Origin of the sequence: Fibrobacter sp. UWB16 (assembly GCF_900215325.1) — a bacterium.
GTDB lineage: Bacteria > Fibrobacterota > Fibrobacteria > Fibrobacterales > Fibrobacteraceae > Fibrobacter.
On sequence record NZ_OCMS01000002.1, the window covers coordinates 193,977 to 207,864 of the forward strand.

The window sequence follows — 13,888 nt, forward strand, 5'->3', positions numbered from 1 at the left end:
CGTCTATATTTGTGTCATGGAATTTTTCGACTACTTTGAAGAGGTTTATGGCGAACGCTGGCCTGCGTTGCTGGAATCGCTGAAGGGCGAGGGCTGTGCTACAAAGCTCCAGTTTGATGACGCCTTGGAACCGTATTTTTTGGACGAGGCTTCGGTGTTTGCGGCTAAGGCGCTTGCGGTAGAGCCTGGAATGGATGTGCTTGACATGTGCGCTGCTCCGGGCGGCAAATCGCTCGTGATTGCCTCGATGCTCAAGGGCGAAGGTTCGCTCCAGTGCAATGACCGCTCGCCGGATAGACGTCTCCGCTTGCAGCATGTGCTCGAAAATTCCTTGCCGGAGTCTTGGCGTTCGATTATCAACGTCACGGGCTACGATGGCGTGAAGTTCGGCATGCACAAGAAGGAATGCTACGACCGCATTTTGCTTGATGCGCCGTGCTCTTCGGATAGGCATGTGCTGAATTCGCCTTCGCATTTGGAGGTGTGGTCGGTGAAGCGCGTGAAGCGCTTGTCGGTGGAACAGGGCTCGCTCCTTGCATCGGCGGTGGATGCGCTTAGACCTGGAGGCGAACTGATTTACGGGACTTGTGCGCTTTCGCCTCTTGAAAACGACGCCGTGGTCGCTAAAATCTTGAAGAAACGCAAGATGATGGAGTTTGTTCGCATTGAGGACTTGCCTGAGGGCGCGGACCGCACGGAGCTCGGCGTTCACATACTGCCGGACAAGACCCGTGGCTGCGGACCCATCTATTGCGCGAAGATGAGAAAGAAGTGTTAGGTGAATTGTCATCCTGAGTGAAACGAAAGATCCAGTAAAGTTATTTGCTAGAAATAACTGGATTCCTCGTCCTAACGGACTCGGAATGACGTTGTAGTGAAAAATAATCGTTTATAATTGCTATATTTCCTACTGGTATATAGGAGAATTTTTTATGGCAGCTTTGAATCTTACTGCAGAATCCTTTGACAAAGTTATTTCTTCGGGTCAGCTTGTGCTTGTTGACTTCTGGGCAACCTGGTGCCGTCCGTGCATGATGATGGGCCCGGTGGTCGAAGAACTTTCCAACGAATTCGACGGTCGCGCAATCGTTGCAAAGATCAACGTCGATGACGAAGGTGTTTCGGACATTTGCGCTCGTTTTGGCATCACGAACATTCCGAATATGAAGTTGTTCAAAAACGGTGTCGAAGTGGGTAACGTCGTCGGTGCAGTGCCGAAGAATACGCTCAAGAACGCTATCGAAAAGAATCTCTAATCGCTTTGGAAAATGCGTTTGAAAGAGCTCGGTTTGATGTACCGGGCTCTTTGTTGTTGACGGCTTTTGCCAGTTTTCTACATTTGGAATATGCTCACGAAACGTTTAATTGTCTGCTTGGATGTCCGTAACCGCAAGGTCACGAAGGGTGTAAAGTTTAAAGGTAATATCGACATTGGCGATCCGGTTGAAATGGGTGCGCGTTATAGCGATGACGGTGTCGATGAACTCGTTTTTTACGATATCACGGCGAGCGCCGAAAACCGCCCGTGTGACATGGAAATGATTCGCCAGATTGCAAAGCGCGTGTTTATCCCGTTTGCAGTGGGTGGCGGTATCCGCAACTTGGACGACATGCACGAAGCGCTCCTCGCAGGGGCCGAAAAGGTGAGCGTGAACAGCCTTGCTGTGCTCCATCCGGAAATCATTGCCGAAGGCGCAAAGGCGTTTGGACGCCAGTGCATCGTGCTTGGCATGGATGCGAAGTTCGTGGGCGTTTCGGACAAGATTCCGAGCGGTTACGAAGTGTTTATTCGCGGTGGTCGCCAGGCGATGGGCATCGACGCTTTGCAGTGGGCAAAGCGCGCCGAGGAGCTCGGCGTTGGCGAAATCTGCTTGAACTCCATTGACACTGATGGCGTTAAGAACGGTTACGAACTCACGATTACCGACATGATTGCAAAGGCGGTTCAGGTGCCTGTGATTGCAAGTGGCGGTGCTGGAACTCCGGCGCACATCGTAGACTTGTTCCGCAAGACGAGTGCCGATGCGGCACTGGTCGCGTCGATGGTGCATTTTGGCGATTATACGGTCCCTGGTATCAAGGGCGAAATGCTTGCTGCCGGAATCCCGGTGCGCAAGAAGATGAACGGCGAGGTGTAAGATGAATCCGGAAGTTGCCGTCAAGATTTTTGAAGCCGGCAAGAGTGCAGGGGCTGACTTTGTTGAAATTTTTGAGGAAGAGACCCGCAGTTCAAGCCTCGGCTTGAAGGACCGCCAAATTGAAACCGCGACCGCGGGTACCGAGTACGGTATCGGCGTTCGCCTTTTGTACGGGACGGAAGTCCTGTACGGATTCACGAGCGACGACAGCGAAGAAGCTCTCGTGAAGCTTGTGAAGACGCTTGCGTTCGGGCGCATCGCCGCAGCAGCGGGGGCGGAAGGCTCGGCTGCAAGGCCTTTTGAATTTGCTCCTGAAAAGCGCATTTGCGATTATAATTTTGGCGCTTATCAGGATCCGCGCGTGCTCGGCCAGGCCATGAAGCAGGACTTCTTGTTCCGTGCGGATAAGGCGGCCCGTGCGCTCTCGCCGAAGATTGCTCAGGTGGGCGCCAGCGTAACCGACAGCTGCACTTCGATTTCTCTTTTGAATAGCGAAGGCTTGCATCTGGAAATGACTCGTGGCCGCTTGCGTGTAAACGTGAACGTGACGGCAACGGACGGCACGGAACGCTTGACGACGCACGAAGCTCCGGGTGCTCTTGGCGGTTATGAACTTTTAGCAAACTATTCTCCAGAAGCTTTGGCAACGGAATGTGGCGAGCGCGTGCTGCGCATGCTCGATGCCGGTTACATCACTGGTGGCCAGATGCCGGTCGTGATGGGCAATGGCTTTGGCGGCGTGATTTTCCACGAAGCATGCGGCCATCCGCTGGAGACAGAATCTATCCGTCGCAATGCAAGCCCGTTCTGCGGAAAGCTTGGTGAAGCGATTGGCCAGCCCTGCCTTACGGCCATTGACGATGGTACGATGGACGGCGTGTGGGGTAGCCTCAAGTACGATGACGAAGGAACGCCGACGCAGCGCACGACGCTTATCGAAAACGGCATCTTGAAAACGTACATGAGCGACCGTGTGGGTGCTATGGAAGTGGGTGTGGAACGCACCGGAAGTGCTCGCCGTGAAAGCTACAAGTACGCACCTGTAAGCCGTATGCGCAATACGTTTATCGCTCCGGGCAAGGATACGCTCGATTCCATGATTGCAAGTGTGGATAATGGTCTCTATGCAGCCCGCATGGCTGGCGGTTCTGTGAACCCGGCAACGGGTGAATTCAACTTTGCCGTCGATGAAGGTTACGTCATTCGTAATGGCAAGATTTGCGAGCCGGTTCGCGGTGCAACGCTTATCGGTAAAGGCCACGAAATCATGCCGCGCATTAGCATGGTCGGTACGGACTTTGAACAGGCTGCAGGCGTTTGTGGAGCCTCTTCGGGACACGTGCCGGTGACCGTCGGCCAGCCCTCCATTAAGGTGGACCAAATTCTCGTCGGTGGACGATAATACAAGACTTGACTGGGTTGGGCTAAAGCCCCCAACTCTTTGGCTCGGTTATAAAAATGAGCCAGCTCATTTTTGCAACACTCGCCTTCTGAGTTGTCCTCACTTCGTTCGGAATGACGGTGAAGCATCGTCATCCTGAACGGCAAAACTGCTCGTCATCCTGAACGCGAAGCGTGAAGGATCCAGTTATATCTAGTTTGTAGAACAAGATTTAACTGGGTTCTTCGCTGCGCTCAGAACGACGAGATTATAACTTTAACTGGATTCCTCACTTCGTTCGGAATGACGGAGATGCTACGGAATGACAGAGTGCATAATGGAAAAGCCCTCGCAAGAGGGCTTTGGAGTATTATGGGTTGTCAATACAAGTAAAGTACAAAACCATTTCGAATAAAACAAGAAAAGCATGTAAAAAAGAAACAACGGCATCTCGTGAGAGGTGCCGTTGTTTTGGTGTATGGGATGTTTGGTTTTGTATCCATAAAATAGTTTAAATTGGAGTATTAGTGGTGTTTTTTGGAACATTTCCGATGTAAAGGTTTACAACACTTACAACGGCCTACAACACTGATTTTTCGGCGATTTTTGGGTAAAAAACGATGATTTTGCCATATATTTTCTAATTTGAGGCAATGAATTCATTTGAAAAAGAGGCTTTGTACGAGCTTTTGCGGATTGCCGTTGGTGCAAACGACGCTACTCACTGCTTGACGCATACGCTTGATGCGGAACAGTGGCTTGAATTGCATTCTGTGTGCCTGAAGCAGCAGATTGTTGCCGTTGTCTACCATGCGATTTGCCGTTTGCCCAAGGAACAGCAGCCCCCGCTGGATATTGCGTTTCAGTGGGCGAGCGAAGCGGAGACGGTTAAAGGGCATAACCAGCATTTGAATGCCGAAACAGCTCGTCTTACGGGGCTTTTTACGGCACAGGGGTGTAAAATGGCCGTGCTTAAAGGCCCTGCCAATGCAAGGCTTTACCCCGAACCTGCGATGCGCCATGCCGGCGATATCGACTTGTGGGTCGAGGGCGGCCGCAAAAAGATTCTGGAGCTGTTGCCCAAGATGGGCTTTGCGATTAACCCCAAAGACCTGCTTTCGGAACACCATATCCATTTGAATTGCAAGAATCGTAGTGTCACCGTCGAAATCCACTACAAGCCTTGTTCCGGTAACTTTAATCCGTTCTCGACGAGCCGCCTCCTCCGCTTTTTGGACCGTGAAATCCAGGATGTAGAGCTGGTGCCCGAAGGTTTTTACGTGCCGTCGATGAAATTTGCGCTTACGATGCAGCTTGCGCATATTCAAAAGCATTTTTTGAAAAACGGCATCGGGTTTAAGCAGATTCTCGATTACTATATACTCCTGAAGCATTCCTCCGTGCAAGACCGGCGTGATGTGAATGCGCTGCTGTCTTCTTTAGGGCTGTTGCGGTCTGCGGGCGCCTTGATGTGGGTCTTGGAGCGCGTCTGGGGGCTGGGTGAATCGGAAATGATTTGTGCGCCAGACCGAAAGCGTGGCGAAAGGATGCTCGACGAAATTTTCAATGGGGCGAATTTTGGCAAGTACCGCAAATTGGAGCGGCGCGAAGTGCAAGTCCACTTTTTGGTACGGTGGCTAAAGCGCAAATCGCGTGATTTTAGTTTGTTCTGGTTTGCGCCGTCCGAAGTCGCCTGGATCTTTTTTGACTACCTGAGGTCTTTTTTCCGGTCTGTTCCGGTCCGCATCAAGATGCGGCGTCTCTCGCTGTGGGATGTTTTCCATTAGGCTTTTTAAAATACGACTGGAACTTTTTGTTCCGTTTTGCGAGGGGTAAAGAAAAAAAACTTACAAAAAGAGTACGTAAATACGTGTTTTATATTGCAAGTAAGAATATTTTAAACTATTTTTCTTGCTAGAATTTCAAAAGAAGGATGAAAAACAATGAAAAAAATACATCTGACACGTTTTGCCGCTATGGCAACAGTCGCTCTGATGGGTTCAACCGCAGCCTGGGCTGCATCCGGTACTGGCTGGAGCACCAGCGAAAGCACGTTGACGTTGCAATCGAACACTAATGATGCAGTCTCGATTTCAGGAGGTGAGTTCTCAGGGATAAACAAAATTATTGTGGCCCGTGGCGCGGCATCTGCAGAGTACTCAACTCTTATGCTTCCGGCAGAAGTCAATATTAGTGAAAGCGATGAAATTACAGATGTTTATGTCCCGACTGGCTATGTAATGGATGACAAAACATTGGACTTTTCACGAGTAGAATCGGGTACGATTAGTGCCAATACGCCCTACCTTGTACATGTTACAGGTTCGCCTGAATCCTTTACATTTACAAAGTCCTCTGGCACCTATAACATAGTGGCTCCAGAAAAAAACGAATATTCTACCACATTGGAACGTTCTTGCTGGGATTTCACTGGCTCTTATGCAAAAAAATATTGGGCAACAGCACCTGCTAATATTTATGGATATGCTGCAGCGGCAGGTGAAAATTATGGTGCCGGTCAGTTTGTAAAAGTTGGTGAGAATGTGACTCTTCCTCCGTTGCGTGCATACTTGACTTGTACAAATAAAGGTTTTGGTAAGTCCTCTACAGATAACGTTTATGATAATCTTCCTGACGTCATCAAAGTTCGCTTGCTGGACAAGAGTGGCGAAACGTTGTCCATCGGTACGATGAACACCAGAACCGGTGAAATCCAGATGCAGGACCGCTATTACGATCTCAAGGGCCGCAAGCTTAACGGCAAGCCTCAGAACAAGATCATGTATGTCAACAAGAAAGTCATTAAGCACTAATCCAAAGGAGATTTATCATGAAAAAGCAATACGAAACTCCTAAGATGAACACCATCGATTTTGAATGCAAAACAAACCTTTTGGCAGGTTCTTGCGGTGGTCAGACTATTGATGCTCCGACAATTAGTAATGGACTCCTGGGTCTGAATCTCGACGAAATCGACAATAACAAGGCTTAAGCCTTGAATCAAACAGTCAACGGAATGTTCTGTGAACTCCTGCGAGTCGCTCTCGGGCTCTCGCAGGTTTTTCCGTATATACCGACCGACAAGGAATGGCAATCGCTCTATACAATGGCGCATCGCCAAACACTGTTAGGGGTCGCTTATAACGCCATAGCGCGTTTACCCAAGGAATCTCAACCGCCACGTTTGTTAATGTTGCTTTGGGCAAGAGATGCCGAAGCTATCCGCGGCAAGAACCGCCTTTTCTATCAGGAATCGGCCCGTTACACGCAGCTGTTTGCTGAACGTGGGTTCCGCAGCGCCATCTTGAAAGGCCAAGCCAACGCGCGCCTGTACCCAGATCCGCTTTCAAGGCAGCCCGGCGATATCGACATCTATGTTCCTGGCGGTTTCGACAAGGTCCTAGAGTTATTGCACAGTCTAGGGATTCAAAACCTTGAACATGTAACTCCAAATTATCACGACATTGAATTTGTAGACGAAAAAGGCGTGCTTGTAGAAGTCCATCACAAGCCCACGTCTGCAACATATGCCGTCCGCTTGAACAAAACCTACGACGAAATCCTGAAAGTCCTCGAACCAGAGCTTGAGAACCTGACGCTTACGCCCGAAGGCTTTTACAGCCCAAGTATCCGTTTTGCGCTACTGATGCAGCTCGTTCATTTGTACAAACACGCCTTGCTTTCTGGAGTAAGCCTTAGGCAGTACATGGATTACTATATGCTGCTGACGCACTCGACCGAGGCGGACCGTCAATACACATGGGAATTTGCCAAAAAAATCGGTATGCGGCAGGGTTGTGCTGCTATTATGGGTGTCTTGGGGCGTGTTTTCAAGTTGCCACAGGATAAAATGCTTTGCAAGCCCAGCAAATTCTTTAGCCGAATCCTGTACCGCGCGACATTTGCCGAAGGCGACTTTGGAGCTAAAAAAACATACAAACGCAATGTGTTCAAACGCTGGATCAGCGACCGTTTTAATAACTTGCGCATATTGCCCATAGCTCCTCAATATTATATTTACAAAGAATCTAAATATTGGATCAATACCATTTCGCTTATTCCCGAGCGTATCCGGCGTCGGAAAATTGCTCTTTAGTTTTCTTGATAGCTCGGAAACGATTCGGTTAAGCTGTGAAGATTACTAATGAATAAGAAATTTTTTAAAGTTGCTGACCATGTTTTTTGTGTCGAGGCTTGCGATGAATTGCTCTCGCAAATGAGCAATTATGCGCCTTTTGAGGTGGATTTTTGCGATGCGAGCTGTGAAAAGCCTGTGTTTTCGCTTGCTGTGCAAGAGGCTTCTGCGCCAGCGTTTACCGAGGAAACCCGCCAAGAAGATGAGGGCCAGTCCATTGTATGTGGGCGTACGGCAGAAGGCTTGCCGGTATTTGACTTTTGGCTTTTGGATAAGTCGACGGGCGTGCTTGTTTGTGAAAAGGATTTTAAGCACGCGGTACTGTTTTTAGGCGAGAAATGCGATGGTGCGGCGATTACCGGAATGCGCCAGTTTGCGCTGAACAATGCGATTATGGTCTTGTATGCTCTTGCGACTGCGGGGCTTGACACTGCGTTGTTCCATGCGGCGTGCGTGTGCTACAAGGGGCGTGGCTATTTGTTCTTGGGCAAGAGCGGTACGGGCAAAAGTACGCATGCAAGGCTTTGGCTCAAGTACATTGAGGGTACGGAGCTGTTCAATGACGATAACCCTGTAGTGCGTTTGTTCGAAAAAGACGGCAAAAAGGTTGCGATAGCTTATGGCTCGCCGTGGAGCGGTAAAACGCCTTGCTACAAGAATGTCAAATTTGAACTGGGCGGTTTTGTGCTTTTGTCGCAGGCTCCGTTCAACAAGATTTCCCCGTTGAAAGGTGTGTCTGCGTATGCGGCGATTATGCCGGGAATTTCGGGAATGCGCTGGGACAAGAAAATTGCCGATGGTTTGCACCTCACGCAAAACGGGCTTGCCTCGAATGTACCGATATGGCATTTGGAATGCTTGCCGGATGAAGAGGCTGCAAAGCTTTGCTGCCAGACGATTGCTCGTGAGATTCAATGATGGATTCCGCGAAAAAAAGTGATGCGCTCATCATGGCCGAGGCGATTCGCCTAGTGGGCGAGGGCGTGAGCGTTACGTTCCCGGTGAACGGTCGTAGCATGTTGCCGTTTATCGTGGGCGGCCGCGATAGCGTGATTCTGGAAAAGCCTGTGGACCTGCGCGTAGGCGATGTGGTGCTGGCGCATGCAATCCCGGATAATGTCGCGCATTTGGAAAATGCTGAAAAACATTATGTTATCCATAGAATCGTTGCACTCTCGGGTGATGATGTGGTCCTCATGGGTGATGGAAACCTGGTGCAGCGGGAATACTGCAAGCGGTCTGAGGTCTATGCCAAGGTGGTTTGCGTGGTCAAGCCGAACGGAAAAAAATGCTTGCAGAGCGCGTGGCGTTCTCGGATTGCATCTAAAATATGGTATATTCTTTTGCCAGTGAGAAATTATTTACTTTGGATTTATAGAAAGGTGAAAAAATGAAAATTAAGAACGGTTTTGTATTGCGCGATGTGTGCGGTGAACAGGTTATCATGGGCGAGGGCATTGGTGCCTTGGATTTTGGCCGCCTTTTGTGTTTGAACGAAACGGCTGCATGGCTTTGGAAACAGGCCGAACAGCAAGGTGATTTTACTGTGGAATCGCTTGCTCAGGTGCTTTGCAACGAATATGACGTGAGCGAAGAACAGGCCAGGGTCGATGTCGCTGCGATTGTCGGTGAATGGCAAAAGGTGAACGTGCTCGAATGAAGTATGTCGCTTGGCTGTGGCGCGGAACAAAAGATGTTCGCGTAAATATCGTCATCCGCATTTTGGCGGGGACCGCGCGCGTAGCGTGTGGCCTTTTGATGATATGGCTCAGCAAGCGGTTTATCGACGAGACGATTCGCACCGGGACGCAAGACGACATTTTGCAGATGATTTTGTTCTTGGTGCTTACGGTTGTGGGGACGATTGTCCTTAGGCTTCTGTATTACTACATGACGGCCGCTGCGACGGTCAAAAAGACGAATGCGCTTAGGCTGTTCTATTTTGGTACGCTGTTCAGGCGTAAGCTTTTTGATGGCCATGAACTGCATTCGGGCGATGTGTCTTCGAGGCTTTCGAAGGATATCGAAACGGTATCGACTTCTATTATCGATACGATTCCGCAGATGGCGGTGACCGGAATCCAGCTTGTGGGCGCGTTTTTGCTGATGCGCTGGTTCGATGCGCGGTTGGCGTGGGCGCTGTTGCTGCTGACCCCTGTGCTGGTCGTGGTAGGGAAGCTGATTTCTCGGCGCTTGCGTAATATGACGCTTGAAATTCGCGAAGGCGAAAGCCGCATCCAGATGCAGGTGCAGGAGGGCGTGGAATACAACGCCGTGTTGCGCTCGCTCGAAAGCGAAAACTGGGTGCTGGAACGCCTTGGTTTAAAACAAAATAAGCTTGAAGGCGATGTCCTGCGCCGGACGCGTTTTACGGCGGTGGCTCGGTTTGCGATTGGCTCTGCGTTTGGGCTTGGGTACTTGCTTGCCTTTATTTGGGGCGGCCTTGGGTTGCGCAATGGGACGATTACGTTTGGCGTGATGACGTCTTTTTTGCAGCTGGTCGGGCAAATCCAGCACCCGATTTTGACGTTGCTTGGGATGGTGCCGCAGCTGGTGCATTCGACGGCTAGCATTGACCGCTTGGATGAACTGGAAAAAGGCGCTGACGAGACTCCGGGGGAATCGCGCGCGGAAGAGCATTTGGGAGTGCGCGCGGAATCGCTGTCGGGAATGTGCCCTGAAATGCGCGCGCGGCTCGGGTTGCGCTTGGACAACGTAAGTTTTGGGTATAAGGGTGGGGACCGCGAAGTGGTATGCGGGTTCTCGCACGATTTTAAGCCGGGGAGCAAAAACGCTATCATGGGCGAGACGGGCAAGGGCAAGACGACGTTGTTTAGGCTTTTGCTTGGGTTTATCAAGCCCGATTTTGGTAGGATTGAACTTTATACGGAACGCGAGAATGTGGCTGTTTCGGAGGCGACCCGTTCGAATTTTGTGTACGTGCCTCAGGGCAATACGCTGATGAACGGCTCCGTGCGCTATAATCTGCAACTTGCAAAACCGGCTGCGACCGATGACGAGATGAAGCGTGTCTTGCATATTGCCTGCGCTGAATTTGTGAATGATTTGCCGAACGGGCTGGACTGCGAAATCGGCGAACGCGGGCATGGACTTAGCGAAGGCCAGGCTCAGCGTATTGCGATTGCTCGTGGGCTTTTGCGCCCGGGCAGCATTTTGCTTTTTGATGAAATCAGCTCGTCGCTGGACGAGGCGACCGAGGCGGAGCTTTACCGTCGGCTGTTCGAGGCCTTCCCGGAAAAGACTATGCTTTTTGTGACGCACAGGACCGCCGTTTGCGAAATGTGTGACGAAACCGTAAGGTTATAAGTCTGCTGTGATAAGTGTGTAAGGAGGTTCCCGCTTTCGCGGGAATGACAGAAAGGGTTGTTTCAAAAAAATCCTCTGAATCGTTGCTTTTGAAACGCTGGCGTGTTATTTTTTGAATAGGGATGGTTTTTGGAACGGCTGAAAAAGCCGTTTTTTCGCTGAAAATCGCGATTTTAGGGAGCTAGGGGCGTTTTGGCACGCCATTTGCATAGGGTAAGGCGTAAAAAAAGAAAGAAGGTCTATTATGTCAGATTTTACTAACGATGCAGAAAAGGTCTTGGCCAAGGCGCAGAGCTTGCGCGACCGCTGTTCGCACTCCTATTTGGGTGCGGCTCATTTGGCCGTTGGTCTTGTTGAAGGCCCTGATGCAACCCTGAAGAAACTCTATAAATCTAAAGGGGTGAAGACCTCGGAACTCCGAGGCCGTTTGGAACCGTTTGTCCAGAAAATCCCGCGCATGGAAGGCGTAAACCCGGATGTGGAACCGGATAGCGACTTGAACCGTATTTTGCGTGCCGCTGTGCAGGCGGCTCGTCAGGTCAGCCGTATGGTAACGCCGGGCGATTTGCTCGTGGCTTTGATGAAGTTCTCGGGCGACCGTGGACTGGCGAAGGTCTTTGAAGATGCTCTTGGCTCGACCGAAGTGGTGGAAACTTGGCTTTCAGATCCGTTTGCGGGTGCCGCAAATGCCGAAGAACAGTCTCCGCTGAAACTTTATGGCCGTGAACTCGTGGAAATGGCGGCTGATGGAAAGCTCTCGCCGGTGATTGGCCGTGAAGAAGAAATCCGCCGTGTGATTTTGATTTTGAGCCGTAAGACAAAGAACAATCCGTGCTTGGTCGGTGAACCGGGCGTGGGTAAGACGGCTATTGTTGAAGGCCTTGCCGAACGTATTTACCGCGGCGACGTGCCGGATGCGTTGAAGGGCAAGAAGGTCTTTGCACTTGATTTGTCTGCCTTGATGGCGGGCGCCAAGTACCGTGGCGACTTTGAAGAACGTCTCAAATCTGTGATTGATGCTATCGAAGAAGATGGCAACACGCTTATGTTCATCGACGAACTCCACAACATTGTGGGGGCGGGCAAGACCGAAGGCTCGATGGACTTGGGCAATATGCTTAAGCCGAAACTTGCTCGTGGCGAACTCCATTGCATTGGTGCAACGACGACTCAGGAATACCGCAAGTACATCGAAAAGGATTCCGCTTTGGAACGTCGATTCCAGCCGGTGCAGGTCTCTGAACCGAGCGAAGACGAAGCAATTTCCATCTTGCGTGGCATTAAGGATGGCTTTGATGCGCACCATGGCGTGCGTCTGCACGATAACGCGCTCGTGGCTGCTGTGAAGCTTTCGAACCGTTACATCAGTGACCGATTCCTCCCGGATAAGGCCATTGACTTGATCGACGAGGCGGCAAGCCTTGTGAAAACGCAGATGGATACGGTCCCGGAAGCGCTTGATACCTTACAGCGTAAGGAACTCCAGATGAAGATCGAAGAGCAGGCGCTTTCGAAGGAAACGGATGAAGCGAGCGTCAAGCGCTTGAAAGAACTCCGTGAAGACCTTGCCGTGACCGACGCTGCCGTCAAGCAGATGCAGGAACGTTGGCAGGACCGCCGTGCCGCATTTGCCGAAGTACAGGACTTGAAGAAATCCTTGAAGGCTGCAAAGGACGAGATGGAACAGGCCGAAGCCCGTTACGACTTGAACCGTGCTGCTGAACTCAAGTACAACAAGATCGTGAACATCGAAAAGGAACTGGCTCAAAAGACCGAAGCGCTCCGCAAGAGTGCCGAAGAAGGTGGCTTGAGCGAAGAAGTGACCGAAGAGACGATTGCGCTTGTGGTGAGCCGTTGGACAGGCATTCCGGTGACAAAGCTTTGCGAAGGCGAAAAGGCAAAGTTGTTGCACTTGGACGAACGTCTGCATGCTCGCGTGATTGGCCAGGACGAAGCTGTTGAAGCCGTGTCCGAAGCGATTTTGCGTAACCGTAGCGGCCTCTCCCGTGAAAATGCGCCGATTGGAAGCTTCCTCTTCTTGGGTCCGACGGGCGTGGGTAAGACGGAACTTGCAAAGGCATTGGCTGTGGAACTTTTCGATAGCGAAAACGCACTTGTCCGTATCGACATGAGCGAATACATGGAAAAACATAGCGTTAGCCGTTTGATCGGTGCTCCTCCGGGATACGTGGGCTATGAAGAAGGCGGTCAGCTGACCGAAGCTGTGCGTACGCATCCGTACTGCGTGATTTTGCTCGACGAAATCGAAAAGGCGCACCCGGACGTGTTCAATACGCTGTTGCAGGTGCTCGATGACGGTCGTTTGACGGACGGCAAGGGTCGTACGGTGAACTTCAAGAACACCTTGATTTTGATGACCTCGAATCTGGGTGCCGAGAAGTTCCGCTTGAGTGCGGCTAACGCCAAGAACGGTGAACCGCCGCAGGTTGCGCTTGCGGATGTCGAAGCCGACTTGCATGCATTCTTCCGCCCGGAATTCTTGAACCGTTTGGACGAAGTGCTTGTGTTCCAGAGCCTCTCGAAGAAGCAAATTCGCGAAATCGTGAAACTCAAATTTGCGGATTTGGCGAACCGCGCTGCCCGTCAGGACTTGGTGCTTACGCTTTCGGATGCGGCACTTGATGCAATTGCGGAAGGTGCTTACCAGCCGGAATTTGGCGCACGCCCGATTCAGCGTTACATCGAACGCAACATTGAACGTCCGTTGAGCCACGCTATACTCTCGGGAACCGTGAGTGCGGCAAAGCCTGCCGTGGTGGACTACAAGGACGGAATGTTTGTAGTGAAGTAATAGGTGGTAGACAGAGGCGTCATCCTGAGTGAAGAACCGTTAGGTTCGTATCGAAGGATCCAGTAAAATTATTCGCTAGAAATAACTGGATTCCT

Annotated in this window: 13 protein-coding genes; all 13 read left to right on the forward strand. The window is 50.8% G+C overall.

The window, feature by feature from the left end:
- Positions 1-16 precede the first annotated feature (16 nt).
- The 13 genes from CRN95_RS06245 (at position 17) to CRN95_RS06300 (ending at position 13,793) form a co-directional block, all read left to right on the forward strand.
- Positions 17-778 carry an RNA methyltransferase gene (locus CRN95_RS06245; protein ID WP_097020757.1) on the forward strand — a complete coding sequence of 254 codons (762 nt, stop codon included), beginning with the start codon at positions 17-19 and terminating at the stop codon, positions 776-778.
- Positions 779-932: 154 nt separating this feature from the next.
- On the forward strand, positions 933-1,256 hold the full coding sequence (gene trxA, locus CRN95_RS06250; RefSeq protein WP_088629436.1) for a thioredoxin: 324 nt from the start codon (positions 933-935) through the stop codon (positions 1,254-1,256).
- A 90-nt stretch (positions 1,257-1,346) separates the two neighbouring features.
- Positions 1,347-2,138, forward strand: a complete 792-nt coding sequence (hisF, locus tag CRN95_RS06255; protein WP_088629435.1) for an imidazole glycerol phosphate synthase subunit HisF — start codon at positions 1,347-1,349, stop codon at positions 2,136-2,138.
- 1 nt (position 2,139) lies between these two features.
- Positions 2,140-3,540, forward strand: coding sequence for a TldD/PmbA family protein (locus CRN95_RS06260; RefSeq protein ID WP_097020390.1), 1,401 nt, complete (start codon positions 2,140-2,142; stop codon positions 3,538-3,540).
- A 632-nt stretch (positions 3,541-4,172) separates the two neighbouring features.
- Complete coding sequence (locus CRN95_RS06265) at positions 4,173-5,306, forward strand: nucleotidyltransferase family protein (protein ID WP_097020391.1); 1,134 nt, start codon at positions 4,173-4,175, stop codon at positions 5,304-5,306.
- Between the two features lie 156 nt (positions 5,307-5,462).
- The gene (locus CRN95_RS06270; RefSeq protein ID WP_145993967.1) at positions 5,463-6,332 is read left to right on the forward strand and encodes a hypothetical protein; all 870 of its coding nucleotides are present in this window, start codon (positions 5,463-5,465) and stop codon (positions 6,330-6,332) included.
- Between the two features lie 17 nt (positions 6,333-6,349).
- Positions 6,350-6,511 carry a hypothetical protein gene (locus CRN95_RS14810; protein ID WP_159462284.1) on the forward strand — a complete coding sequence of 54 codons (162 nt, stop codon included), beginning with the start codon at positions 6,350-6,352 and terminating at the stop codon, positions 6,509-6,511.
- 24 nt (positions 6,512-6,535) lie between these two features.
- Positions 6,536-7,615, forward strand: a complete 1,080-nt coding sequence (locus CRN95_RS06275; RefSeq protein ID WP_097020393.1) for a nucleotidyltransferase family protein — start codon at positions 6,536-6,538, stop codon at positions 7,613-7,615.
- Between the two features lie 48 nt (positions 7,616-7,663).
- Positions 7,664-8,572 (forward strand): hypothetical protein, encoded by a 909-nt coding sequence (locus CRN95_RS06280; RefSeq protein WP_097020394.1) that lies wholly within the window; start codon positions 7,664-7,666, stop codon positions 8,570-8,572.
- Positions 8,569-9,048, forward strand: coding sequence for a S26 family signal peptidase (locus CRN95_RS06285; RefSeq protein WP_200816185.1), 480 nt, complete (start codon positions 8,569-8,571; stop codon positions 9,046-9,048). The genes CRN95_RS06280 and CRN95_RS06285 overlap by 4 nt, the downstream gene beginning before the upstream one ends.
- Positions 9,045-9,314, forward strand: a complete 270-nt coding sequence (locus tag CRN95_RS06290; protein ID WP_097020396.1) for a PqqD family protein — start codon at positions 9,045-9,047, stop codon at positions 9,312-9,314. Before CRN95_RS06285 ends, CRN95_RS06290 begins: the two co-directional genes overlap by 4 nt.
- A complete protein-coding gene (locus CRN95_RS06295; protein WP_097020397.1) occupies positions 9,287-10,981 on the forward strand; it encodes an ABC transporter ATP-binding protein in 1,695 nt (564 codons plus the stop codon). The genes CRN95_RS06290 and CRN95_RS06295 overlap by 28 nt, the downstream gene beginning before the upstream one ends.
- Before the next feature lie 244 nt (positions 10,982-11,225).
- Positions 11,226-13,793, forward strand: a complete 2,568-nt coding sequence (locus tag CRN95_RS06300; RefSeq protein ID WP_097020398.1) for an ATP-dependent Clp protease ATP-binding subunit — start codon at positions 11,226-11,228, stop codon at positions 13,791-13,793.
- Positions 13,794-13,888 lie beyond the last annotated feature (95 nt).